This is a genomic window from Streptococcus sanguinis (assembly GCF_020729725.1).
GTDB classification, from domain to species: Bacteria; Bacillota; Bacilli; order Lactobacillales; family Streptococcaceae; genus Streptococcus; species Streptococcus sanguinis_V.
This window is the reverse complement of record NZ_JAJEPA010000012.1, coordinates 428,542-454,689: the sequence shown is the minus strand read 5'-3', so window position 1 is coordinate 454,689 and position 26,148 is coordinate 428,542. Positions and strand designations below refer to the sequence as shown.

General features: G+C 43.6%; 21 protein-coding genes. 11 read left to right on the top strand and 10 right to left on the bottom strand.

The window, feature by feature from the left end:
- Window positions 1-58: 58 nt before the first annotated feature.
- The 4 genes from K4I03_RS07560 to K4I03_RS07545 are packed head-to-tail and all read left to right on the top strand — an operon-like array spanning window position 59 to window position 2,797.
- Window positions 59-736 carry a helix-turn-helix domain-containing protein gene (locus tag K4I03_RS07560; protein ID WP_227964405.1) on the top strand — a complete coding sequence of 226 codons (678 nt, stop codon included), beginning with the start codon at window positions 59-61 and terminating at the stop codon, window positions 734-736.
- A 3-nt stretch (window positions 737-739) separates the two neighbouring features.
- On the top strand, window positions 740-2,155 hold the full coding sequence (locus K4I03_RS07555) for a Y-family DNA polymerase (RefSeq protein ID WP_227964396.1): 1,416 nt from the start codon (window positions 740-742) through the stop codon (window positions 2,153-2,155).
- Window positions 2,152-2,526: a hypothetical protein gene (locus K4I03_RS07550; protein WP_227964394.1), complete on the top strand. Its 375-nt coding sequence runs from the start codon at window positions 2,152-2,154 to the stop codon at window positions 2,524-2,526. Before K4I03_RS07555 ends, K4I03_RS07550 begins: the two co-directional genes overlap by 4 nt.
- Window positions 2,504-2,797, top strand: a complete 294-nt coding sequence (locus K4I03_RS07545; RefSeq protein ID WP_101771114.1) for a DUF5960 family protein — start codon at window positions 2,504-2,506, stop codon at window positions 2,795-2,797. The genes K4I03_RS07550 and K4I03_RS07545 overlap by 23 nt, the downstream gene beginning before the upstream one ends.
- Window positions 2,798-3,068: 271 nt before the next feature.
- On the opposite strand, the gene K4I03_RS07540 is transcribed toward K4I03_RS07545, so the two are convergent.
- Window positions 3,069-4,547, bottom strand: coding sequence for a flotillin family protein (locus K4I03_RS07540; protein WP_002898072.1), 1,479 nt, complete (start codon window positions 4,545-4,547; stop codon window positions 3,069-3,071).
- Window positions 4,548-4,651: 104 nt separating this feature from the next.
- Window positions 4,652-5,182, bottom strand: a complete 531-nt coding sequence (locus K4I03_RS07535) for a YceD family protein (RefSeq protein ID WP_227964393.1) — start codon at window positions 5,180-5,182, stop codon at window positions 4,652-4,654.
- Between the two features lie 98 nt (window positions 5,183-5,280).
- Here K4I03_RS07535 and K4I03_RS07530 point away from each other — a divergent pair, with 98 nt between their 5' ends.
- A complete protein-coding gene (locus tag K4I03_RS07530) occupies window positions 5,281-6,150 on the top strand; it encodes an Rgg/GadR/MutR family transcriptional regulator (RefSeq protein ID WP_227964391.1) in 870 nt (289 codons plus the stop codon).
- Between the two features lie 352 nt (window positions 6,151-6,502).
- Window positions 6,503-7,741 carry an MFS transporter gene (locus tag K4I03_RS07525; protein WP_227964389.1) on the top strand — a complete coding sequence of 413 codons (1,239 nt, stop codon included), beginning with the start codon at window positions 6,503-6,505 and terminating at the stop codon, window positions 7,739-7,741.
- A 130-nt stretch (window positions 7,742-7,871) separates the two neighbouring features.
- Here the strand turns inward: K4I03_RS07525 and K4I03_RS07520 are convergent, their stop codons facing one another.
- From K4I03_RS07520 to K4I03_RS07500, 5 genes are all read right to left on the bottom strand, one after another.
- Window positions 7,872-12,584 (bottom strand): glycoside hydrolase family 70 protein, encoded by a 4,713-nt coding sequence (locus tag K4I03_RS07520; RefSeq protein ID WP_227964387.1) that lies wholly within the window; start codon window positions 12,582-12,584, stop codon window positions 7,872-7,874.
- 69 nt (window positions 12,585-12,653) lie between these two features.
- A complete protein-coding gene (locus K4I03_RS07515; RefSeq protein ID WP_227964385.1) occupies window positions 12,654-13,535 on the bottom strand; it encodes a helix-turn-helix domain-containing protein in 882 nt (293 codons plus the stop codon).
- A 456-nt stretch (window positions 13,536-13,991) separates the two neighbouring features.
- On the bottom strand, window positions 13,992-15,371 hold the full coding sequence (locus tag K4I03_RS07510) for an ABC transporter permease (RefSeq protein WP_321573161.1): 1,380 nt from the start codon (window positions 15,369-15,371) through the stop codon (window positions 13,992-13,994).
- Between the two features lie 76 nt (window positions 15,372-15,447).
- Window positions 15,448-16,344 (bottom strand): zinc metalloprotease HtpX, encoded by an 897-nt coding sequence (gene htpX, locus K4I03_RS07505; protein WP_223323255.1) that lies wholly within the window; start codon window positions 16,342-16,344, stop codon window positions 15,448-15,450.
- A 1-nt stretch (window position 16,345) separates the two neighbouring features.
- Window positions 16,346-16,915, bottom strand: a complete 570-nt coding sequence (locus K4I03_RS07500; RefSeq protein ID WP_227964380.1) for a LemA family protein — start codon at window positions 16,913-16,915, stop codon at window positions 16,346-16,348.
- 153 nt (window positions 16,916-17,068) lie between these two features.
- Here K4I03_RS07500 and K4I03_RS07495 point away from each other — a divergent pair, with 153 nt between their 5' ends.
- The 5 genes from K4I03_RS07495 to rsmG all read left to right on the top strand — a co-directional run bounded on the left by K4I03_RS07495 (window position 17,069) and on the right by rsmG (window position 22,939).
- Window positions 17,069-17,686, top strand: coding sequence for a TetR/AcrR family transcriptional regulator (locus K4I03_RS07495; protein WP_227964378.1), 618 nt, complete (start codon window positions 17,069-17,071; stop codon window positions 17,684-17,686).
- Between the two features lie 62 nt (window positions 17,687-17,748).
- Window positions 17,749-19,032, top strand: coding sequence for an MFS transporter (locus K4I03_RS07490; RefSeq protein WP_227964376.1), 1,284 nt, complete (start codon window positions 17,749-17,751; stop codon window positions 19,030-19,032).
- Window positions 19,007-21,343 carry an ABC transporter permease gene (locus K4I03_RS07485; RefSeq protein WP_227964374.1) on the top strand — a complete coding sequence of 779 codons (2,337 nt, stop codon included), beginning with the start codon at window positions 19,007-19,009 and terminating at the stop codon, window positions 21,341-21,343. The genes K4I03_RS07490 and K4I03_RS07485 overlap by 26 nt, the downstream gene beginning before the upstream one ends.
- Window positions 21,344-21,400: 57 nt before the next feature.
- Window positions 21,401-22,144 (top strand): ABC transporter ATP-binding protein, encoded by a 744-nt coding sequence (locus K4I03_RS07480; RefSeq protein WP_227964371.1) that lies wholly within the window; start codon window positions 21,401-21,403, stop codon window positions 22,142-22,144.
- Window positions 22,145-22,225: 81 nt separating this feature from the next.
- A complete protein-coding gene (rsmG, locus tag K4I03_RS07475; RefSeq protein ID WP_227964369.1) occupies window positions 22,226-22,939 on the top strand; it encodes a 16S rRNA (guanine(527)-N(7))-methyltransferase RsmG in 714 nt (237 codons plus the stop codon).
- Window positions 22,940-22,989: 50 nt separating this feature from the next.
- Here the strand turns inward: rsmG and K4I03_RS07470 are convergent, their stop codons facing one another.
- Genes K4I03_RS07470 through K4I03_RS07460 form a run of 3 tightly spaced genes read right to left on the bottom strand, consistent with a single transcriptional unit; the run spans window position 22,990 to window position 26,139 of the window.
- Window positions 22,990-23,574, bottom strand: coding sequence for a hypothetical protein (locus K4I03_RS07470; protein WP_149566178.1), 585 nt, complete (start codon window positions 23,572-23,574; stop codon window positions 22,990-22,992).
- A 50-nt stretch (window positions 23,575-23,624) separates the two neighbouring features.
- Window positions 23,625-24,461, bottom strand: coding sequence for an energy-coupling factor transporter transmembrane component T family protein (locus tag K4I03_RS07465; RefSeq protein WP_002925608.1), 837 nt, complete (start codon window positions 24,459-24,461; stop codon window positions 23,625-23,627).
- Window positions 24,454-26,139, bottom strand: a complete 1,686-nt coding sequence (locus tag K4I03_RS07460; protein WP_227964368.1) for an ABC transporter ATP-binding protein — start codon at window positions 26,137-26,139, stop codon at window positions 24,454-24,456. Before K4I03_RS07460 ends, K4I03_RS07465 begins: the two co-directional genes overlap by 8 nt.
- Window positions 26,140-26,148 lie beyond the last annotated feature (9 nt).

Below are 26,148 nucleotides of genomic sequence, written 5' to 3'. Positions count from 1 at the left end.
CTAAATTTCATCTGGTATACTATATGTAACTTTTAAAACGTTACATAGGAGGTGTGATATGTTTTCGCATGAAAAATTAAAAAAACGCCGGATGGAGCTTAATCTGACTCAGTCTTCCATTTACCAAGAGCTAGGCATCTCTCGAAAGACTTACTCTGCTTGGGAAAATGGTCTAGCAGAACCCCACGCAAAAAATCTCAGGAGGTTGGCCACCTGTCTCAAGGTCCAGGAGAACTACTTTGTGGATGAGACCAGCGCGCTCTACACCTACCCTTTACTAACCCCACCGCATAAAAAAGAAGTAGACCAGCTCGCTAGTCGGCTCCTAGAGAGACAGCGTAAAGTCAGATCTCTTACAGCCTATAAAGTTCTATCCGTTGAGTTGGCTGCAGGTCGCGGTCACAGTTATTATGACAATGAAACAGACTACGAAACTGTCTACTTTAATCAAGATATCCAGCACGATTTTGCATCCTGGGTCTCTGGGGATTCGATGGAGCCCAAGTATCCCAATGGTTCTGTTGCCCTTATGAAACAGACAGGATTTGACTACGATGGGGCAGTCTATGCTCTTATGTGGAATGGCAAGACCTATATCAAAAAAGTCTACCGCGAAGCTGAAGGCCTACGCTTAGAATCTATCAATCCTGACTATGATGACCTCTTTGCCCCTTATGAAGACCAACCTAGCATTGTTGGTATCGTCGTTGGACATTTTCTGCCGATTGAGGTATAAGCCATGGTCCTATTTGATTATTCACGCGAGCCTCGTTCAGACATCGCTTTTGTGGATATGAAAAGTTTTTATGCCTCTTGCGAATGCATTGCCCTCGGCCTTGACCCTTTAAAAACCTCGCTCTGTGTCATGAGCCGAATTGAAAATTCTGCTGGACTGATACTAGCCGCCACCCCTCTTTTTAAAAAAATTTTCGGCAGCCAGAATGTCAGCCGAAGCTATAATCTTCCTTTTGATGTCCACACCCGTAAGTTCAACTTTGCTGCTGCCCGCAAGCAGGGACTGCCTATTACAGCAGATTATGTGCGTTTTATCGAAGACGCTGCCCAAAAGACCCTACTGGTCCCCCCTCGGATGAACTACTACATCCAGAAAAACATGGAAATCCAAAAGATTTTCCAGGATTTTGCGGCTCCCGATGATATTTTCCCCTACTCAATTGATGAGGGCTTCCTAGATTTGACAAGCTCTATCAACTACTTCATTCCCGATCAGACGCTGGACCGCAGGACCAAACTAGACCTGCTGGCTGCCCGCATTCAACAGGCTATCTGGAAGAAGACCGGGATTTATGCCTCTATCGGCCTGAGCAACGCCAATCCTCTTCTCGCCAAGCTAGCCTTGGACATTGAAGCCAAACACACAAAAAAGATGCGGGCCAACTGGTCCTATGAGGATGTTCCCAGCAAGGTTTGGACCATTCCGACCATGACTGATTTTTGGGGAATCGGCCACCGAACAGCCACCCATCTTAAGAAGCTAGGAATCCACTCCATTTATGATTTGGCTCACTTTAATCCCGATATTCTCAAAAAAGAAATGGGAGTCATGGGCCTGCAGCTTTGGTTTCACGCTCACGGCATTGATGAAAGCAATGTTCATAAGCCTTATCAGGTCAAGTCGCATGGTCTGGGCAATTCGCAAATTCTCCCCCGAGATTATAGACAGCAGGCAGAGATTGAGCTCGTTTTCCGAGAAATGGCTGAACAGGTCGCCATTCGTCTCAGACGCTCTGGTAAGAAATGCCAGCGTGTCTCCATCTATGCTCGTTATTCCAAACAGGAGCGCCTGCCTTCCATTCATACACAGAGAAAAATTGAGCCCACTAACAACAGCGATCGATTGGCCCAAATCGTGGTTCAGCTTTTTCGTTCTAAATATCAGGGCGGGGCTATCCGACAGATTGGTGTTTTTTACAGTGACTTTGTCGATCAGGGATATAGGCTGATTTCCCTCTTCGATGATCCCCTGCAAGTTCAAAAAGAAGAGGAACTCCAGCTGACGATCGATCGCATCAGAGATCGCTTTGGCTTTACCTCTTTGCTTAAGGGAGCCGCCTTGCTGGACTCCTCCCGTGCTATTGCTCGAAGCAAGTTAACTGGTGGCCATTCTGCTGGAGGTTTGGAGGGCTTATCATGACTGACCGCTCTTATCTCCCCTATCAGTCGGCACGTGACTTTCAGGATCGGGGCATGGCGAAATGGGCTGGCTTTTTCCTCTCTGAGCATAGCACTGCTCTAGCCAAAAAAGAACTAGATATCAGTCGCCTGACCCAGCTTGACAGACAGGAGAAATTCTATTTACTCAACCAAGCCTATATCCAGCAAATTCCCATACGAATCACCTTTCTTAATCAGGGAAAGCTGACCGACATTACTGCTACCGTCTTTCATCTGGACTGCAAGCAGGTCCTCCTGCAGGAAGGTGACCATTATAAAGGCCTTGCTATCCAGCAGATTCTTTCCATACAAGCTTCAGGAGGCGCAGATGACCACTCAGAATGTACATGAGGAACTTCAATTCGACTATTTTTCCCAGAATTACTATCAATTTCAAGAGGATTTTTATCAATTTTCCAATCTTCCCCAGCCTCTGATGGTCATGGAAGATGACATCCTACTCCACATGGCTAGCCGCCAAGCCTCTTATTTCAAACTCTCCAAGACCAAAAGCTTGGACAAGAAGGACCATTACTTCCACTTTACCGTCAGTAGACCAGACCAAGCAAACCGACTCTGCATTTACCACTATCAAGGCCAAACAGAAGATATAAATCAATAAGCTCCCAAACTGAGTCTGGGAGCTTATTGTATAGGGCTGGTCATCTACTAGTATCTTCTCAATTATTTCTTGCTTTAAGTCAGGGGAATAATATTGAAGATTTGGGCCAGCTATATTGTATTTGAGGTCAATCTGAACCCAAGAAGTGCCATTCTTTTTAGGTTATCTTTTCAGTTCATTTGTATAAACTAATTTCATACTAAAAACACCCCAATCGTTAGATTTTCTGTCTAACTTTTGGGGTGAAAGTCAAAGCGAATTATCTTTTCTTTTATTTTTTATCGGTGTCAAGATTTGCAGCTTCAATAACCGGCTGCTCATCTTGTTTTAGCTTGTTAACAGTCATATTAACACCAAGAGCTCCTGCTAGGAGTTGACGAATATCGAAGCCTGCACCTTGCGACACTTGGTCAATACTCTGCATGATATCACCAACCATCTTAGAAGCATTGCCTTCACCATACATAGTGATTTTGTCCACTTTAGTAAGCGGCTCTGCTACAGCACGGGCAATTTCTGGCAGTTTGTCTACAATCATCTCAGTAATGGCTGCTTCTTGCATCTTCTTCATGGCTTCTGCTTTTTTATCCAAACCTTGAGCTTCGGCTTCTAGCTTAAGACGAATCGCTTCCGCTTCAGCACGTCCTTTAGCTTCAATAGCTTCGGCTTCTTGCAGTTGCGCAAACTTTTCAGCCTCGGCTTGAGCCTTGCGAGCTTCGGCTTCTTTTTGTGTTTCAAAGAGTTCTGCCTCGGCTTGACGTTGACGCTCAATCAATTGTGCTTCCGCCGCTTGTTGGCGAGAGTATTTTTCAGCCTCAGCCTGTTTGCGGATGTTAGCATCCAGTTCTTGCTCCCGGACCTTAACTTCACGTTCCTTGACTTCAGCTTCCTTCTCTTGCTTCATGATATTAGCTTCAGCGGCCACGCGCTCTTGCTCACGACGCTGAATTTCTGCCTCGATCCCTTTGGCTGCATCAGCCTTAGCTTGCGCAATATCTGCTTCCTGCTTGAGGGCTGCTTGCTTCAGTTTCAACTCATTTTGCTTTTGAGCAATTTCCAAGTCAGCAGCTACCCGCTTGTCGTTTGCTAATTTGTCTTGCTCAGCTTCTACTTCCTTGCGCTCACGTTCAGCTTTAGCCTTTGCAATTAAGGCATCTTTTTTGATGGTTTCGACATTTTCAATACCGAGATTATCAATCACGCCACCTTCATCTGAAAAAGATTGGACAGTAAAAGCGATGACTTCCAAGCCCATTTTAGCCAAATCAGGAGCTACGTTATCCTGCACTTTTGAGGCAAATTCCTGACGGTCATTGACCATCTTGCGTAATTCCATCTGACCAATTACTTCACGAAGATTTCCTTCCAAGACATCTTGAACAGAGTTAGAAATATCAGTTGTATTCCAATTAAGGAAGTTTTCTGCCGCACGAGCAATCATTTCGTCAGTCGTTCCGATTTTTAGCTTAACTGCTGCATCAGCACGAACATTAATGAAGTCTAGAGTTGGCACCGCCTCAGACGTACGAACATCTGTTGAGAACTGCTCAATGTCCAGATAAGAGCGTTGCTCAACAAAAGGAATCATAAATCCAGCCTTACCTCGAAGGTGACGCTGTTTACGAAGACCTGTAATTACAACTACTTCGTTAGGGCGTGCGTTAACATAGCCTTTCACTAAAAGTACGACAAGGACAACCAGACCAATAATTACTGGAATCAACCAAGTTGGAAAGAAAAATGTATCCATTAAATCTCCTTCTATAAGACAATTTCCATTGTCTATTTTCTTTTTATACTTAGTATAACAAATTATTTCAAATTCTCAAATCATTTTCAAAATTTTTACAAGATTCATTCATCAAAAAGTCCTTGCAAACCGGCGAAAGGATTGTTCTTCTCTTTTTGAGCTTCCTGGGCAGCGGCGAATTCTTCTTCTGTCATAACCTGCCAGTCCTGACCTGACAGAAAGCCTTGGCCGGCTTCTTCCTCAGCTGTTAGGATTTTCAGTGGAATATTCATCAGGATATTGTCAGCTACACTCTCAGCTATATTAATCTCGCCATTTTCAATCGGAAGCACCAAGTCCTGATCAATCAGTTCCTGCGATGCAGCCTGTCCTTCTTCCATGAAAATTTCGTTGACTAGATAAGACTCCTTGAGTTCCACTGGCTCCATGCTACGACTGGACGTTAAAGTAATGGTATAAGACAGATCATAATCCAGAAAATAAAGGCCATCTTCATATTGAACTTTTCCTTTGGCTACAATATCCTGAACATCTAAAATCTCAGGATTACGCTCTTTTAACTCCTCTGCCAAGTCCATCTTTTTCTCAAAGGCTAGACCATCTGGATTCTTCCGAATTTCTTGAATATACAACATAAGTTCCTCTTTGTTTTTTCTTTATATTATATCATGTTTGAGCGCTTCGATGTTATTGAAAATTATTTTGTTATAATAAAATGCAAGGAGGGAAGACAATGGAACATCTAGGACAGGTTTTTAGATTTTTTCGAGAGGCAAGGCACATCTCTTTATCCGAAGCAACTGGCGGAGAATTTTCAAAATCTATGCTCTCTCGCTTTGAAAATGGGCAGAGCGAACTTTCGGCACAGAAATTTTTTAGCGCTCTCAGCGCCATCCACACGGAAACGGAAGAATTTACCGTTGCAGCTGGCATCCAGAATCATCATTCTCACAAGGAACTCTTAAGCCACATTCAAGACCTGTTGCAAGCCAATCAGCTTGAATTATTAGACGAACTTTATCTGGAAAAAGAAAAAGTCACTCAAAAAAGCAAGCGAGCTAGCGATTGGGTTGATCGCCTGATTGTAAAGGCCTATCTCTGCGCCCTCAAGGAGTCTGAAAAGGCCAGCCCAGGCGAGCTGGATTTCCTGCATGATTACCTCTTTTCAGTTGATATTTGGGGCCGCTACGAGCTCAATCTTTTCTCTGTCTGCACTCCGGTTTTATCTCTAGACTTGTTTTCCCAATACACCAAAGAAATCCTCTCAAGAAAGGATTTTGTCGCCTTGTTTGCCAACAACCGCAACACCCTGCATACTACCTTTCTTAATGGCTATCTTCTGGCCATCAGTCAGGAAAATATCACTCAGGCAGACTATTTCCAACAAGTCATTGAGCGACACTTTTATGAAGAAAATGAGACTTACTTCCGAATTGTCTATCTCTTTGCTCAGGGAGAGTTAGCTTGTTTGAAAGGGCAAATAGAGGAGGGACTCACTCAAATGAAGCAAGCTGTCGACATTTTCCGAATCTTGAACTGTCAGCATAGCGCTGACTACTATCAAGAAGCCCTTGATACTGCTTTTCAAAAATATAGCAAATAATGCAAATTTCCGCTTTTAAGCTCAGCGATTTTGAGTTGGAAAGTGGTTTTTTTGTTCCTACTCAAGCTCCACCTTTCTGATTTAAAAGTTTCTACCCGAAAATCGTTGAATATATGCAACATTTCCTGCAGATTGGATTTTCTATTTTATACTAAAAGCAGAAAGAGCTAGCGCAAGTCACTTTCAGAATTTTACCACTTACTTATGAGACCTAACCAGTTGCCGAAAAGCCCTTGTTTTTGGCTTTAAACGGTCTATAATGATCATCAGAAAGAGAAAAAGACAAAAGCTAGATTACAGATGCACCCAATCAGCTTTTATACAATCTTGCAGTTTAGAAAAGGAGTCTACGATGAAATTATTTTTTAAAAATGGGGTCTTTGCCTCACTCAGTCTTTCCCGAATCTTCAACACCTTGGGAGCTTCTATTTTCAATATTGTTTTTGTGGTACTTGCTTCCAGCATGCCCAATCCCAAGTTTGCTATTGCCGTGGCTAATTTTATCGTCCTGGTTCCGACCTTCTTTACTATCTTTGCTGGTATCAAAGCTGACAAGACTATCCATAAAGCTCGTTGGCTGATTCATTTTGGTTATCTTCAAGCCCTGCTCTTTGTCCTTGTCGCCTTCATGACTCGCTCTAGCTCTTATCTAGCCTTTTCAGCCGTCTGCTTGATGAATATTCTTTCAGATATCATCAGCGACTATCGCAGCGGCCTGCAAATGCCGATTTTGAAAAAGAATGTTCCAGAGAAAGATCTTATGGAAGCCTTCTCTTTTACCCAGCTCATCAGCTTTCTCTGCAGCCTGGCCGGACAAGCTTTGGGAGTTTGGCTCCTAACCGTCAGCCAGCAAGACTTTTTCTTAGTTGCTTTGGTTAACGCTTTGACCTTTCTCCTATCTTCCACCATCCTCTACCTAGTCCGTCGCAGATTGACTCATGACCCAGTGGCAATTTCTGAGAGAAAAGCTCCTCTGAAAGAAGAATTGAAGAAAATGTACACATCGTCCAAGCTCATCTTTGAGCAGGAAGGTTCTAACAATTTTCTCAAACTGCTGGCTCAAATCCTGATCGTCAACGCTATGGCAGGTTCTCTTATAGCTCTTTATAATCTCTACTTGCTGGATAACCCCATCTTCCAGCTATCCTTTAGTCAGTCTCTCTTGGTTCTTCAGACCACTCTTGTCCTAGCCATGATCGCAGCCAGTCTGACTCCCAACGATTACTTTAGCCGCCTCTCTCTAAATCAACTAACCCTCTGGGCTGCTCTTACCATGATTCTGCTTGCTGTCAGCAATTTCTTGCATCTGCCTGTTTTCGTCGGCATTGCTTTTGGATTTTTACTAGCTTATATCTCCGGCAAGATCAATCCCAAAATCAACACCCTCTTACTGAGCAAATTGCCTTCTGATGTTCTCGCTCAGACTTCCAGCTTTCTGAGTCTGCTCTTTTCTTTCTCTGTTCCCTTTGGCACTATGGTCTTCAGCAGCCTAGCCCTCTGGAATATGAACGCTAGCTGGCTCATCTTCAGCATTATCGGTGTGATTGCTCTGCTCCTATCTATCGAAAAAAAAGGTGTTAAAGAAAGATGATAGATTCAATCTTGTTTCTATATTTGTCCTCCTAAAAGACAGCAAAAACGATAACTTCCAAACAAGAAGTTATCGTTTTTGTGTATTAGAAAGCTAAAGATTAAGTTTCATTTAGCCTATTCTATTGCTATTAGTTCCAGCCGAAGCGTCTGCCTCTACCATTGCGGTCAAAGTACATCCAACTTCCATCTTCCAGCTGGATCCATTTATTGCGCGCCATTTCTCCTGAATTCGGATCAAAGTAACGGTTAGCACCATTGACATAGACAATCTTACCTTTGACTTGCTTGCCATTTTGGTCGAAGTAAAGGGTTTGTTGGCCAATCTGCTGCAAACCTGTCACTGCTTTACCAGCATGATCGAAGTAGTACCATTCGTTCTTGGCACCTTCAACAAACTTGTTGGCTGCCATTTCTCCTGAGTTGGCATCGAAGTAACGAATAGATTTATCAGACAGAGTTACTAGCTGTCCTTTGACTTGCTTACCATTTTGGTCGAAGTAAAGGGTTTGTTGACCAATCTTCTGAAGACCTGTCACTGCTTTACCAGACTGATCAAAGTAATACCATTCGTTCTTGGCACCTTCTGCAAACTTGCCGACTGCCATTTCTCCGGAATTAGCATCGAAGTAACGGATAGATTTATCAGACAGAGTTACTACTTTACCTTTGACTTGCTTACCATCTTGGTCGAAATAAAGTGTTTGTTGGCCAATCTTCTGAAGACCTGTCACTGCTTTACCAGTCTGATCGAAGTAATACCATTCGTTCTTAGATCCTTCTGCAAACTTGCCGACTGCCATTTCTCCTGAGTTGGCATCGAAGTAACGGATACTCTTGTCTGCAAGTGTCACGATTTTACCCTTGACTTGCTTGCCATCTTGGTCGAAATAAAGGGTTTGCTGGCCAAGTTTTTGAAGACCTGTTACTGCAACACCATCTGCTCCGAAATAGTACCAGTCACTTGGATTATCACCTTGGGCAAAGCGGTTAGCAGCAGCATTACCTGAATCCTTATCAAAGTAACGAAGTTTACCATCTTTGGCACGCGCAATCTTGCCTTTGACTTGGTAGCCGTTTTGGTCGAAGAATTGCTGATTGCCGCCCATAGTTACCAGACCTCTAGCCATGACACCCTTGGCATCAAAGTAACGCCAGTTTTGGCCATCAGTAGTGTAGTAACGGTTGAGAACTTGGGCACCAGTCTTATCGTAGTAGTACTGATTGCCGTTTTCATCTTCACGGAGAGAATCACGCAGCTGAATACCATTCTTGAGGAAATAAACTTGCTTGCCATCAATTTCATGAGCACCTGTTGCTAGGTAACCTCGTTTATCGAAGTAATACCAATTTCCATTTTCATCTTGGATAAAGGAATTTCTAGCTTGATAGCCACTAGTTGAATAGTACTTGAATCCAGTAGTATCTTTGACAAATCCTGTGTAAGCATTCTTATTAACTAATTGCTTAGGCAGTACCATCTCACCATTCTTGTTGTTGAGATATTCGTTGCTAGCCCAGTCTTTAAGAACATAGTAAGCACCACGACCTAAGATATTGGTACCGTTGAAGTGTTTAGCTGACCACTTGGTAATCTTCTCATCAGTCGTCATCTTTTGACCGTTGGAAATCTGTACTCTTTCAAAGATTTCTGGGTATTTAGCTTTGAGTTCATCCAAGAAGGCTCCACCATACTTGCCTTGATAGTCTGTACCATTCGTTTTAGTATTGGCAACGTAAAGATTTTCCTTGATTTCTGCGCCTTCACGGTAGGTTCCGTAGTTGTTGACACGAGTTGCTGTTACCACTTCCTTGCCTGGCAGGTTGTAGATTTGGTCTGGCACCCAGTCCGCAATGGCTTGGATATTGACACTGTGAAGAGCACGGAGAGCATTGAGCAGGTCATCTAAAGAACCATATTTATTGTTCTTGCTCATAGCCATATCATAGCGGTCTTCAAAGGCATAACCATTCTGGATGATAGAGTCTAGGAAAGTACCGTCTTGGCTAGATACATACTGAGGTGGCAGCTCAAATGAAGTCACTCCCCATTCCTTGAAGAGGTTGACATTTTTAGCAATGACTTTATTGGTATATTGGTCATCACGAGTTGCAAAGTCTTGGAAGTTAGAGAAACCTTCGTAAATCAGCTGAGAATCAAGGGCTGCGCTAGACTCGTAAACCTGACCGCTGGCATTTTTCTTCTTACTGGCTGTTACACGAGCATCCTGATCTGCCTTAGCACCAACTGGTACCCAAACAGCCAGATAACCAGAAACTTGGATATTGCTGTAGCCTGCAATATCATTCATATCAAAGGTCAAAATACCATTGGCATCTGTCTTCTTCCAGAGGGATTGTGGTACTTCTTCGTCAGTTAAATAGCGGGAAATACCATCTTTGGTCGTCAAGAGCACAGGGCGGTAGTATTGATTCTTATGGGCTGCTCCCATATTGACTTGCAGTTTATCCCATTCGTTCAGTTTCAGATTCGGATTATTAGAAGCAATAACTGCCATCCCTTGGGTACGAGTTTCTGCTGTTCCTTCATCTGTTGCTTCGTTAGCACCAGTACCGTAACGAACAGAGGTTAAAATACCATTGTAAGACCATTTATCAGCCTCACGAGGGACACCCATATAGGTGACTTTCATGTCCTGTCCGCCAGCTACATACTTAATACGAGCACGCAACAGGGCATCGATAGCATCGTGGTAAGGAGATTTTTTCTCCATATATTGACCGTCATCTGTATAGAGATCACCATAGTAGACCCGAGTGATGGAGTCTTTGTTGGAGAGCATGAGAGCATGAGCAGTTGGGATATTGAACTGCGTATACTTCTTGTCGGCCTTGCGCATATCTTCGTTGTAGATCTTGAAGGCTTGCTTGAGCTCATCCATGGTAAAGGTCAAACCATCCGTGTTTGGATTGATATTTTCTCGGATGATATCGGCAATAACGGTTTGCACTTCACTATCATGAGCCCGAACAAAGATATAGTTGGCCATCCGTTCGCCATTTTTCTTTTCAGTAGAACGGTCATTCAGACTATTCGTAATCGTTGGCTCTACACCGCTACGGATAGAAAGTTTACGCATGAACGAATAAAGCAAGGACAGACGAAGCTTATTATCAATTGGCAATTGAGCACCCTTGGTGTCCTTGTTGTAGTCAGGGTCATTGTCAGACCAAGCTTCCAAGATAGACAGGTGCTTAATAGCCTGCTCTTCACTTTCTCCGACCTTGTAGCGTGACTTGAAGTAGTCAGAGGCAATTTGGAGCAAGTCCGCATTGACATTATCCACCGCATCGACACGGACTCCGTCAAAGTTAGCAGTCGGATCATTAGCTACGATGCTGCCGAAGTTCATCATAAAGTGCAGCCAGTTGAGTTGCTCAGCCTGAACAGCTGGATTAGAGTTGTCAAAGTCGTTGGCCAACAGGAACTCATAACCACCGTTTGACTTGTCAATAAAGTACTTAGGTGTACCAGTTTGGCTGGTAGGTGTGCGGTTCAGGATGCGGTACTTAGAATTAGCATGAGAAGTCTTATCACTATTGGTATAAAGCAGAGCTCCGCCTTGCAAGTGGTCCTTATTCGTACCAGTTGTTTCAGACTCTGTCTTAATGTTCCAGTTTGGCTGAGTTTTGACAAATGCACCCATCAGCGTTCTCAGCCATTTAGTATCGCCGTCTTTACCGATTCTTTCTTCAATTTTGCGCTGAACCTGCTGAGAAGCACCTGTCAGGATAGCTTGTTCCACTTTGTTTTCAAAAGCTCCTGCTCCCAAACCTTGCTGGTTCATATAGTTGAGATAGCTAACCTGCGTTTGCTTATCAGGCCACCAAGCCATTAAAAGCGGACGCAAGTCGGTCTCTGTAGACTGAGTCCATGTTTTTCCATCCTTGAGGATAGCTTTTGGACGATACCAGCTATCTGCTGTCAGGTAGCCGTCAACTGTTTCAATATCCTTTTCCGTAGTGCCATGGAAGGCATTCATTCTGGTAAATTCATTGTTAAGACTGCTAGTACCTTGCTGGAATTGATACTCAGCTGAATCAATCAGTGCTCCAGTCTCTGCATCGAAATAAAGAATTTTTCCATTAAGCTCAACTGCAAAATTCTTTTTAACTGTACCGTCATCCTGAACATAGTATTTCTTGCCATCAATCGTCTTGATGTGAGATAAGACATCATCATCATGCTCAGCATTAACAGGCGCCGCTTGAGCTTGAGCAGCCACCATTCTTTCAGCTATCGCTCCCTGTCTTTGAGCCGGTTCTGGCAAGCGGTCTTTCTTTGCAACCTTTGGATTTGCAACAATCTTGTCTGTAACAGTCTTCTTTGCTTGTTTGTCAGCAGTTGCGGGACTTGCTTGTCTATCTTGAGCAATTGCTGCAGTTTTAGCAGTTTCTGATGTTGCATTAGCTGCTTTTGCTTCTTCAGCAACAGCTGATTTTTCTGTAGTTGCTGCTTCTGCTACTGCCGGCTTAGCTGGCTCTTGAGCATCTGTTTGAACCGCTGCTTCCGTATTTGCTGCAGTTTCAGCAGTTTTTTCACTGGCTACAGCAGCATCAGTCACCTTGTCTGCAGAAGTTGCTTTTTCTGCTTCCAACTGAGAAGCTGAGTTGACTTGTACTTGAACTGGCTGACCTGAGCCACTATCCTGAGCTGCAGTTGGTTCTTGAACTGCCACCTGCTTAACATCATCAGCGTGGACAAGACCTGCTTCGAGACCAAGTACTTTTGGTGCTACGATAAGTGCTAAGGTAGTCACACCGATGGCTACCCAGTTCTTCTTAACTTTATGCATCTTATAATGAATTTTTTTCTCCATCATAAAGCCTCCTTCTGAATTTGGTATAAAGTTATACTCTTATTCTAGTATATTTTTAGAAATGAGTCTATTTTATTTGCACATCTGCAACTGAGAACGGCAAATTCTTTCAAACTGAGCTTTGAGTTTCTGGGCAACACCGAAGGAATCTAAGAATTCCAAAAAAGATAAGCATTGCTCAATATCACTTAGAGCATGGCTATTTCCAACCTTGTAGGAATAAAGAGCCCTATGATACTTAATCAGCATCCGATCATAGAGATCTGTCTCAGGGATTTTAGAATGGTCAAGATAATTTAGGAATCTCATAGCAACCAGCAAATGATTTCCCTCTATGCAGACGCTGATAACATTAAGCAGCATCTTGATAATACGCCGGCGATTCTCTGGTAGGTCATTATAAAACTGGGTCCGATTAATCATCTCACTAGCAAAGGTTTCCAGTGTTTCCAAGGTCAGTAGATCGACACTATTAGTAAAGAGCCAGAGCTCATAACGTCCCCACTCCTCGACGGAAAAGAGATAGTCAGTCAGCAATTCTGTATCTTTCTTGCTAATCTGAAAATCTGGACTGCAGGAAGACAATACTGCTCTAACAACAATTGTATTGAGCCTATAGTTCTTCTTCTCAGGGAACTTTTCAGCCAAAGCTTCTGAGCTAGCCAAAATACTTTGGAGCTTGACGACATTGTTTTCCTGATAAGCATCAGCTACTTTTTTTGAGAAAAGCGCATCATCTGCCTCAATGTAGTTATGGTAAACATACTGGAACTCGTCTAGAGAAACAGCCATATTCTTCAAGCAGCAATAGAAAGAATCAAGCGTGATACCGCTGACTCCCCGCTCAAAACGAGACAATTGAGCCACTGAAATATCTCCGGCTGCCGCCTCTTTAAGAGACATGTTTTTTGATTCTCTAATGACTTTGAAAATTTTTCCAAATGTTTTCAACATACCGAACCCCCAGTTTCATATATGCAATAAAATTTTTTACTAAATTTAATATACTAGTAATATATTTCTATTTTGTTACAAAAAAACTACTTTGTATTTCTAAATGATACAAATAGATTAACTTGAACAATAAAATAACTCAATATAGTGATTTTTTTTGAAAATTTTATGGTTTTCAAGAAAATGCTAATTTTACAAGAAAGTCAGGAGGGTTCAACCTGACAACTTGAAAACACTGGCTTTTTTAAATCTAGCTTCCTTACTTATACAAAAATAAACTTGGATGATCTAAGGTTTATAGATGACTGAAATAAAACTGTAACAAAATCTAAACGAATATTTTTTAGACATGAATGAAAGGAAGAAAAATAAATCTGCCTAATGAACTAAAATAGATTTGACTAAAAAAAGAGGGAATAGAATCATAAAATCCCCCCTCTTCTATTCCTTTCTGTATCAATCAGGCCAATCAACCATGTGGTCATACCCTTCGTCTATGGAATAGCCTATACTACCACGATAAGAGTATTCTAGCAATGATACTGACCCTTCAGTCAAGTCTTGGTCACTGTCGTTCTTGTTTAACTGGACTAACTTTCCGTCCTTGACTTTGGCAAAAAATTGCTTTTTGCTAGTAACATTATCCTTGTCTGTCTCCTCTATCTCAAAGACATAGTTTCCTGTCTGAAAGAGGGAATAGTCCATATCATGCAAGAATTTTTCTCCTGAATCTGAAGCAAAGAGTCTTTGCTTCAGATTCAGCTCAATTCTAATACTGATCCAAACATCTTCTTTTTCTAGCAATTTCTCATCAGTAATATCAAAGAGAGAATTTAATTTGAAATCTTTTTCCTCAAAGCTCTTGGGTTTTGAGCGCTTAGGATTAGTTATGTACTCTACAGAAACCTCTGTATTCCCATAATGAGGAATGATATTAACACTCTCATCTATATTATCTAGACTTTTTTCTACATTTTCTTTCGTTTTGATTAGATTTTCTTGACTATTTTCCTTTTGGAGAATAACTCGCAGGATGGGAGAAGGTGTTGTTTTCGGATCAATAAACGCAGCTTCTTCAATGCCTCCCGCCTTATTGACTCGAACTTCTTCATAGAAAGAATGCTTGCCAATAGTTACTTTAAATTTCCCGATTGGGTATATATCATTAAAGTCTGGATTATTCGAATCTTCTTCCCCGTATCCACTTGGTACAGTCTCTACCTTAGCATCCATACCCCGCTTTTTGTACTCCTGCTCCAAGCTGCTGAGAACTCGGCTGGTTCGTGTTAATTGGGGAATGATAGGCTGAAAAAAAGCTACAACCATGAGCAAAGTTAGCATGCCATTAACCACATGCCCTGCCCAGAGCAGTGCCTTCTTTCTTTGTCCTTTGAGTCCATACCGACCGTAAAGATAGCTGAGGAAAGACAAAATCGAGCATAGTGGCACAACCCCTATCAACCAGCGATAAGGTTCTATGGTTCGCGTATCTTTCAAAGCAGAGATGAATGGAAATAGCTGAAGCAACAGAGTCAGAATTAAACTGATTGGAGCCAGATGAAGCGAGTCCCTGCTTGTCTTTATACTCTGAATCAGCGAACGAAGGCTCAAAATCAGATAAATAAACAGATAGATCAGAACAACACACTTAAAAATCATACTAAATATCATAAAATGCATTAATATGCTTGTCTTGCCTGAACTCAGAAATTCTATAGTAGATAGCATTAGAACTATAACTGCATAGCCACCCAAAGGGGCTATTATTATAGACAGAATCCAATTAACAATATAAAAAATTGCAAATAAATCTTTAGAGGCTTTTAGTTTTTTCATTATATTTCCTACTTACTATATTATTCGTCTATCATTATAGCATAAACAATAAAAAAACTGAGATTTCTCCCAGCTTTTACATATGCCTCAAGCGCTCCACCCGCTCTGAGATAGGAGGGTGCGTATAGAAGAGTTTCTTCAGTCCGCCTTCTTTTTTGGGGTCGCTGATATAGAGAGCTGCACTGGCATCATCGACATGATGCTCCATAGGCTCGCTGCGATCCAGCTTAAGTAGGGCATTAATCATCCCTTGCGGATTGCGGGTCAGCTCTACACTGGAAGCATCAGCCAGAAACTCCCGCTGACGAGAAATGGCCAACTGCACCAAGGTAGCTGCCAGAGGAGCTAAAACGATAGCAATCAATGATACGATAAGTAGAATAATTCCTAATCCACTATCGTTATCTCGATCATTACTACTCCGACGTCCGCCACCAAACCACATCATCCGGCCAGCTAGGCTAGACAACATGGTAATAGCACTGGCCAAAGCCACAGCAATCGTTGAAATTCGGATATCGTAATTGCGAATATGGCTGACTTCATGGCCAATCACTCCCTCAAGCTCCTCACGATTCATGATTTGCAAGATACCTGTCGTTGCTGCAACAGCTGCATTTTCAGGCTTAGAGCCGGTCGCAAAAGCATTGGGAGAGGGATCTTCTACGATATAGACACGTGGCATAGGAATCTGTGCGACCATGGCCATATCTTGAACAATATGATAAAGCTCAGGCGCCTCCTGCTCAGAGACCTCGCGAGCTCCGTTCATCGCCATGACAACCTCTGTAGACTGAAAAATCATCACTCCGGCATAAATCGCGCCGATAATTAAAGCTAACAAGATACCACCAACAGCAGACCGCAGCCAGAGATAACCAATAGCTGCTCCAACAAGAGCCAAGAGTCCGAAAAAAGCGATAAGGAGGAGCCAAGTCCTCCTTTTATTGCTGGCAATTTGATCAAATAACATCTTAGTCACCTAGTCCAGTGCTGCCAAAGTCAACTTTTGGCACAGCCTTTTCTTCTTCTGGTGTCTTGAGGAAGTCCACAGCTTTAAAGCCAAAGATTCCTGCAACAATATTGCTTGGGAAAGTTTCCAGCTTGACATTGTAGTTGCTAGTAACTGAATTATAAAGCTGACGAGAATAAGCAATTTTATTTTCAGTATTGGTCAGCTCTTCCTGCAACTTCAAGTAGTTGGTATTTGCTTTCAGATCTGGATAGCTTTCAGCTACTGCAAAGATTCCAGAAATCTGACGAGAAAGGGCGTCGCTGGCTTGCATAGCTTCGGCTGGTGAAGCAGCTGAAGCTACCTGGTTGCGCAGTTGGGTTACCTTTTCCAAGGTTGCCTGCTCATACTTGCCATAGCCTTTGACAGTTTCCAAGAGGTTAGGAATCAAGTCATTACGGCGTTTGAGCTGCACATCGATCTGACTCCAAGCTTCCTGAGTCTGCATGCGGCTTTTAACCAAGGTATTGTAAGCACCAACAACGAAGAATGCTAAAACCGCGACAATAATAAGAATAATAATAAAAGTCATGATATACTCCTTCAATTTTGATTAGACTTATTATATCAAAAAATAGTAGAACTGTCTTTATTCTTGACATTGATTTAGAAAAGATGTACGATAAAGAAAAAAATGGACCGACTGTCAGTCGAATAAAATTTTACTACCAAAAAGGATGCAAGCATGGCTAATAAAAAAGACTTTATCTTAGATACCGCACAAAAGCTTTTTATGGAGCAAGGCTTTGACCAGACCTCTATCTCCCAGATTTTAGAAGCGACTCAAATCGCCCGCGGTACTCTCTACTATTACTTTTCTTCTAAGGAAGAGATAATGGATGCCATCATTGAGCGAACTATTGAACAAGCATTTACAGCTTCTCAAGCCTTTGCTAATAATCGTGAACTAACTGTCCTAGAACGCTTGGCTGGCAGCATAGCTGCACTGAATCTCAATCACCAAGAGGGAGAGGAAGTGCTACTGCATCTCAATCAGCCACAAAATGCACTCCTGCACGAAAAGACCAATCAAATTCTTCTTGAACGGGCGCCTCAGATTCTACTTCCCATCATCCAAGACGGCATCATCGCTGGACATATGAGGACTGACTATGCCTACGAAAGCCTGGAAATGGTTTTAACTTATTCGCTTCAAGCTTTTGGCAGCAGCTTTCAAGCTCTATCCCTAGAAAAACAGCAGCAAAAACTGCAGGCTTTTCTCTATCTTTTAGAAACTCTTTTTCACAGCCGGCAAGGCTACTTCGATCCCTTTCTATCTTTGATTCAGACTCAAAGCAGCTAGACAGCTAATTACTAGATTTACTATTTACACTTACTTGACATTGCAAGAATAAGGAGGTAACTATGAAACAATCAGGCTTTAGACTCTTTTTATTGATTTGGATTGGGAGCCTCATCTCGGAAATCGGCTCTGGTATGACTTCTTTCGCTTTAGGTGTTTATATCTTCCAGCTGACCGGTTTGGTTTCTGTTTCTTCTTTTGTTACGCTTTGTGCTTTTCTACCCGGTCTTTTGGTTACTCCTCTGGCTGGAATTCTGGCAGATCGCTATGACCGAAGATTGCTGATGGCTCTGGGAGATGGTCTGTCAGGCTTAGGAGTTCTCTGGATTTACTTTAGTCTGAAGAATCCTGCTTTGATTTTTATCTGTATCGGAGCTGCCATTAGCTCGCTCTTTTCAGCCTTGGTCAATCCGGCCTTTCGAGCTACGATTTCCGACTTGCTGCCTGAGGACCAGTTATCAAAAGCAACTGGTTTGTCCCAGATTAATGGCATTGCCCGCTATCTGATTTCACCAGCCTTGGCTGGAATGATTTTGGCGAGTGGACATATCAGCACGATTCTGTTGCTGGATTTTTCAACCATTTTCGTGACAGTAGCCTGCACCTTGCTCGCTCGTAGGGCCATTCACACACAAGTTTATAGCAGTGATAGTCGTTTCTGGGCGGATTTCCTTAAAGGTTTTCAAATCGTCTATAGAAAAAAAGGAATCTGGATTTTAGTCCTAGCTGGAACAGGCTTTTCCTTCTTTTTGGGAACAGTCCAAATCCTGTTTTCTCCCTTGGTACTGGCTTTCGCAGACGCTAAAACAGCCGGCTGGGTCATGACCATCTCCAGCAGCGGGATGCTGATAGGAGGCTTGGTTCTGGGGATATTTGCTATCAAAAAACACTTCCATCGTATGCTCTACCTCTCACTATTTCTACTGGGATTCTTCATGGTTGGGCTGGGAATGAAAGAAAATTTCATCTGGATTTGCAGCTTTGGCTTTCTCCTCTTTGCTGCCCTGCCTTTCGCCAATACAGCCATTGACTATCTGGTCCGCATTAATATTAACAAAGCCGATCAAGGCAAGGTCTGGGGAACCATTGGCATTATTTCTCAGCTGGGTTATGTCCTAGCTTATGCCGGCATGGGTTGGATCGCGGATACCTTTTTCAAACCCTCACTGACTTACTTTGGCTGGCTAGCAAATTCTGTCGGAAAAATCATCGGTGTCGGAGGAGGCAGAGGCTACGGTCTGCTCTTTATCCTATCCGGTATCTCTATCAGCATCGGTGCTTATCTGCTCTCCCGAGCACGTTCAGTAAAGGAGCTGGAATATGTTTCAACGCTTGATAAAAAATGATTTAAAAGAAAACAAAGTCAGCATGCTAGTCATTGGACTTTTCCTGCTTCTGACTCTGACTCTGAGCTTTGCAGCCACTCGCCTGACCGTTAGTCTCACTAGCTCGATTGAGCGCTTTGTGGAAACAGCTAAAAGTCCTCACCTGCTACAGATGCACAGCGGAAACGTCAACCGAGAACGCCTGCAAAACTTCGTCCAGCAGCATGCTGAAATTGCCGATTGGCAAGTGACCGACTTTGTCAATTTAGAAGGAACAGCCATCCGCATCAATGGACAGGACTCGCTTCAGGACAGTTCCCAAGATAATGGTTTTTCCAGTCAGAACCAACACTTTGACTTTCTGCTGGATCAGAATAACCAGCCAGCCCAGCCTCAGCCAGGGCAAGTTTATATCCCTCTTTATTATTACAATAGCGGAAAAATCAAAATCAGCGACAAAATAAGGGTCGGCAAGCTACGGCTAACTGTCCAGGGATTTATCCGAGATGCCCAGATGAATGCTGGTCTAGTCTCCTCCAAGCGCTTCCTCATCTCACAGACTGATTTGCAGATTCTGAAAAAAGAAGCATTTGCATCTAATGAGAACCTGATTGCCTTTCGAGTGCATAAGCTTAGCCAGATTTCTACTATCGAGCAAGCCTATAAAAATGCCGAGCTTGAGTCCAATGGACCGCCTATGATTACCTATCCGACTATCAAGATGATTAACGGCTTCAATGATGCTCTAGTCATCCTAGTCATGGGGCTACTGGTTATGGCCATCATTGGCATCACCTTTCTCTGCATGCGCTTTGCCCTCTTGACCAAGATTCAAGAAGAACTGCAGCAGATTGCTGTTATGAAAGTGATGGGGTTGCCCCAAAGCTTTATCAGCAGGGTCTACCTGACCAAGTATTATTTCTGCCTGGTTCTGGCAACCATCGCAGGCTGGGGACTGTCCTTTCTTCTGAGTGGTCCTTTTAAAAAGCAGATGGCACTGTCTATGGGGCAAAGTCCGACGCCCTTCTATAGCTATCTTTTGGAAATGCTAGTAGCTCTGCTACTCTGTCTTTTAATCTTCTGGCTGACTGCCCGGCCTCTCAGCTCTTTTAAGAAAATGACGCCCGGCCAAGCTTTAAGATTAGCTTCTTCCAACAGTCTGACCGAGACTCGTTCTACTCCGAAAATGGGTTTACCGACTATCCCCTTCTTAGACAGGCCCTATTTCGCCCTAAAAACGATTCTCAGTCATAAAAAACTCTATTTGACTATGTTGGCCATTGTCAGTTTGATTAGCCTGCTTATCCTGCTGCCAGCCAGTCTCTACAGCACTGTGATGGACAAGAACTTCATCCAGTATCTAGGAGCTGGTCAGTCAGATGTGTTGGTTGATATTTCTCAGACTGAAGATATCGATACCAAGGCTGCCCAGCTTCTGAAAGAACTGCAGGCAGACAAGGATATCGCAGAGATTAATCAGTACCAGAGCCAGAATTTCTCCTATCAAGACCAGCAAGGTCAAACCCAGCAGTTACGGGTAACTCTGGGAAACCATGCGGGATTTCCAGTCAAATACAGCCAAGGCCGCTATCCTAAAAACGAGGATGAAATTGCCCTCTCCAAGCTACAAGCAGAAGAACTCAAGCTAAAAGTAGGAGATAGCCTGACTTTGAATATTGATGGCCAAGCAAAGAAACTAAAAGTGGTCGGTATTTACTCAGACCTGACCTATGGTGGAAAGACTGCCAAGGCGGTCTTTGTGACAAAGCAGGATCAAACGCTCAATAGTCTGACGACCATCCGTTTTAAAAATCCTAGCAACAAAGCTAAAAAAATCAACGAATGGAAAAAACGCTATTCCAACTATAAATTAACCGACGTAGAAGACTTTTTCCATCAGACTTTTGATGACACTCTAGCCATGCTCCGCCTGATTCAGACCAGCGTTTTCTGGACAGGGCTTGGCATTGTCTTCATCCTTATGACTCTCTTTGTCTATATGATTTTCACCAAGGACCAAGCTGACTTGGCACTTTATCGGATGCTGGGATTTGGCAGTGAACGACTCAGGAGCCACTACCTGCTCGCCGTCTTCTTCATCTTGATGCTGGCTCTGGCAATAGCCGACCTGCTGCTCCTTAGTCTGGGACAAGAAGTCTGCAGTCTACTGCTCAGCAGCTTCGGTATCAGCAAACTCCAGCTCATCATCAATAAGTCCCTTACTTTTCTATGGACACCGCTGGCTCTGCTTCTTAGCGGACTCACAGCAGCACACATCAGTCTCCGAGCTCTGAACAAGCTGGAAATTAGACGCTATCTCAAGGAACATTGACCTTAAGCAAATAGCTTCCACGCACTTAGCATTTATTTTACATCCGAGGAGAAGCCTATGTTATTAGAAGCACATAACCTCAGCAAAAGCTATCAGGAAAATCAAGAGCCCATTCTCCGTGATTTATCGCTAGAGATTGAAAGCGGCCAATTCATCGCCATCATGGGACCGTCTGGCTGCGGGAAATCCACTCTTCTCAATCTTCTATCCACCATTGACAGACCTGACCAAGGCCAGATTCTTTACGAGGGACAGGACTTGCTGGCCATGAAAGATAAAGACTTAGACCACCTTCGCAGAGAAGCTTTTGGCTTTGTCTTCCAGCAGGCAACCTTCCTGAAAAATCTCAATATCCTAGACAACATCTGCCTACCGAGTATTATTGGTAAGAAAAGCAGCGAGCGAAAGGCAGCCTATAAGCGAGCCAAGGAGTTAATGGCTCTGACTGGCATTAAGGACATTGCTCACCGCTCTATCCATCAGGTATCGGGCGGCCAGCTCCAGCGAGCCGGCATCTGCCGGGCTCTCATGAACCAGCCTCGAATCATTTTTGCTGACGAGCCGACAGGAGCCCTCAACTCTCAGGCTGGCCGTCAAGCTATGGAACTCATGCAGCACTTCCACCAGCAGGGCGCTAGCATTCTCCTAGTGACGCACGATGCCAGCGTAGCTACCTATGCCGACAAGGTCCTGCTCATTTTAGATGGCAAGATCAAAAAAGAAGTTCTATTTGACCAAACCGCCAATCAGGATGAGCGGCGCCAGCTGCTCTTGGTGGAACTCAATCAGATTGGCATATAAGAAAAGAGGCCCTTTGGCAAAATGCTGGGGTCTCCTTTTTATGATATAATAGGATGAATACTGACAAACAAGGATGAAACTATGACACCGCAAGAATTTTACCAGCTCTTGGCCCAGCAGGGAATCGAGCTGAACGACCTCCAGAAAGACCAGTTTGAGCGTTATTTTGAACTCTTGGTCGAATGGAATGAAAAAATCAATCTGACAGCTATTACCAAGAAAAATGAAGTCTATCTCAAACATTTCTTTGATTCAATTGCCCCCGTTTTGCAAGGCCTGATTGATAATCAAGAGCTTAAGCTATTAGATATCGGAGCCGGGGCCGGCTTTCCTAGCCTCCCTATGAAAATCATCTGCCCTCAGCTGGATGTGACTATCATTGACTCACTCAACAAACGAATCAACTTCCTCAAACTGCTGGCAGAGGAGCTGGAGTTGGACAAGGTTCACTTCTACCACGGTCGCGCAGAAGACTTTGCTCAGGACAAGGCCTTTCGAGCTCAATTTGACCTGGTCACTGCCCGTGCAGTTGCTCGGATGCAAGTTCTGTCTGAACTGACTATTCCCTATCTAAAAGTTGGCGGGAAGCTTTTGGCGCTTAAGGCTTCTAATGCTCCTGAAGAACTGGAAGAAGCAAAAAATGCCCTCAACTTACTCTTTAGCAAGGTTCAAGACAACCTCAGCTATGCCTTACCAAACGGCGACCCCCGCTTTATCACAGTGGTGGAAAAGAAGAAAGAAACACCCAATAAATACCCCCGCAAAGCCGGTATGCCAAATAAAAGACCGTTATAAGAAAAAAATCAGGCAAGGATTGCCTGATTTTTCTTCGCCATTAGAGAATATTATTTTTTATTTGCTTCATTATAGATTCTAATCTGAGGGGCGACTTGATTAACCACATCTAAAAACTGTAATAGTTCAACATAATTTTGATTAGTATAGCGTCCCAGATGCAGACGAATATCTTTGTTAGCACTCATGGGACTATAATACAAATATAGATGAGGATACTTGACGTACTTGTTCTCTTGAACTTTCTCAATCTTAATAGTCAAATCAGTTAAATCAGAAAGCATAAGAAACTGAAAATAGGTATCATCTCGTATGATTGCATCCTTATAAAGATAAAGAGATAGTTTTTCACGTGAATAGCGAGACTGGCTATAAATCTTGTAAAACTTCTTCTCCAGCTCCGGATAATGAGAATAAAGCTTCTGATAGCTTTGCAAGCTCTTTTGCTTAGTAATCCAAGCAAGCCAGGTAAAGAGTGCACTCATCAGTAGTAGCAAAGCAGCAAAAATCAAGGATGCCCAAAAACCAAATTCGTCCGCATGTGGCATATAGAAGAGAAAAATTATACCTCCTAAACCATATAAAACTGGAAATAATAAGTCCTTACGGAATCTACTCTTTATTCTTTCTTCCACCTAGTAGTTATCCTCCTAATATATATTAAACGAAGTTCACACACTTTATCCTACCTCCACGGATTATAAAAGCGGCCGTGATTGACTGCGAAGAGGACAAAGCAGAGTAATAGAAAGGCGACTGCCAGTGTCAGTACCAGCATATCTCGTTTGCTTAGAGCCTGATAGGTATACCAGGTCCGTTTTTTATTTTTTCCGAAACGGCGCAGCTCCATGGCTGTGGCAATGGTATTGATGCGCTCTAGTGAGCTGAAAATCAGCGGAATGATAATCTGCAGATTTCCCTTCACGCGCTGAGCCAGTTTGGCTTTCTTGGATAATTCCTGCCCACGCGCTTCCTGAGACATTCTGATTAGGAAGAATTCTTCCTGCAAATCTGGAATATAGCGGAGCGTCAGACTGACTGCGTAAGCAATTTTATAAGAAATACCAAGCTGATGCAGGCTGGAAGCAAACTGACTGGGATGGGTTGTCATGAGGAAAATCACTGCCAGAGGAATAGTAGAAACATACTTGAGCAGGAGATTAAAGAGGTAGAACAGCTCCTGAGCTGTTAGATTATAAGCTCCCCATCCGGTCCAGAGGACATCTTTGGCCCCGTAGATATCGACACCATACTCAGGCGCAAAAAGATAGACCATCACTAAGTTAAGAGCAGCAAAGGATGCCGCAAAGACTAAAACAAATGAAATGTCTCGGATGCGGATACGGGACAGCCGAAAGAGACAGAGGGACAGCAGGGCTAGCCCCAGCAAAAAGCGAGTATCGTAACTAATCATGGCCGCCACTGATACCAGAACGAAGAACAGCATCTTGCTGGCACCGGACAGACCATGAAGAAACGTGTTGCCTGAATGGTAGCCGATTAATTTTCGCTGATTAAGCATGCTTGTCCTCCTTTTTTCGCATATAAAACTCGGTCAAAGCCAGAGGATCGGCACCAATCTTCTCAGCCAGAGCAAAGATTGACGTTTCCTTTAGATGAGCCGCTGCAATCAACTCTTGATCTGTCAGAACCTGAGCAGGCGCCTTATCGGCTAAAATCTGACCATCCACCACAACTACTGCCCGATCTGAGTAATCCAGCATCAGCTGCATATCATGGGTAATCATGATAATCGTATGTCCCTGCTGGTTGAGCTCGTCTAGAAAGTCCATCATCTCTGTATAATGGCGCTGGTCCTGGCCAGCTGTCGGTTCATCCAAGAGGATAATCTCCGGATTCAGCACCAAGATAGACGCAATAGTCACCCGCTTCTTCTGGCCGAAAGACAGGGCCGAAATCGGCCAACTACGGAATTCATAGAGGCCGCACGTTTTAAGAGCCGCATGGATCCGCTCTTCGATTTCCGCTTCTGCCAGTCCGCGCAAGCGCAAGCCTAGAGCCACTTCATCAAAAATCATGGCTGCCGAAATCATCTGATTGGGATTCTGCAGGACATAGCCAATCCGCTCAGCTCGCTCCTTGATGGAGTCTCCTTTGATATCCTGACCCTGCCAGCTATAGCTCCCCTCAGTCTCGATAAACTGACAGAGGGCCTTGGCCAGGGTTGACTTACCAGCTCCATTTTTACCAACGATGGCTATCCGCTCACCCTTGAAAATCTTCAGATTGATATCCTGCAAAATAGGCTTGCCGCCGCTCTGGTAAGCAAAGGAAACGTGCTCCAGTTCCAGCAAGGGCTCCTGAGACTCTTTGTCAGAGTCAGACCAGTCCCTGCCCTCAAAGGTCACATCTGCTAGCTGCAGCTGATCCAAGCGGAACAATCCCTCAATCTTTTCCACATCAACACCCAGCTGGCGTAGAGTGGTAATATAAAGCGGCTCGCGGATGCCGTTTTCAGCTAGCAGCTGGGTTCTGAGCAGGTCATCCGGCTGTCCATTAAAGAGAATGCGTCCGTCATTGACAAGCACTATTCTGTCTACCGGTCTGTAAAGAACATCTTCCAAGCGGTGCTCGATAATCAGAGTCGTCGTTGCCGTCTCCCGATGAAGCTGGTCAATCAAATCAATGGTATCCTGACCCGACTTGGGATCCAGATTGGCCAAGGGCTCGTCAAAAAGCAGAATAGGACTCTCGTCAATCAAAACCCCAGCCAGACTGACGCGCTGCTTTTGACCGCCGGATAGATCCTGGGGCCGATGCTGCAAAAGCTCCGCTAGATCCAGCTTCTCTGACCAGGTTTTGACTTTTTCGCGCATAAGCGACAGCTCCATCACGTCATTTTCCAGCGCAAAGGCCAGATCTTCTGCTACGCTAAGCCCGATAAACTGGCCATCCGTGTCCTGCAAGACCGTGCTGACTAGATTGGACTTATCATAAATGCTGGATTCAAAGGCTGGCTGTCCCTTAATCAAGATCTGTCCGCTGGCCTCTCCTTTATAAATGTTGGGGATAATCCCATTGAGACACTGGCCCAGCGTTGACTTACCAGAGCCAGATGGTCCGACAATCAGAACCTTCTCCCCCTCGTAAATAGTCAGATTAATCTGCTTCAGGGTCGGCTCAGACTGAGCCTGATATTGAAAGCTAAAGTCTTCAAATTGGATAATTGGTTTTTTCATCTTATTTCT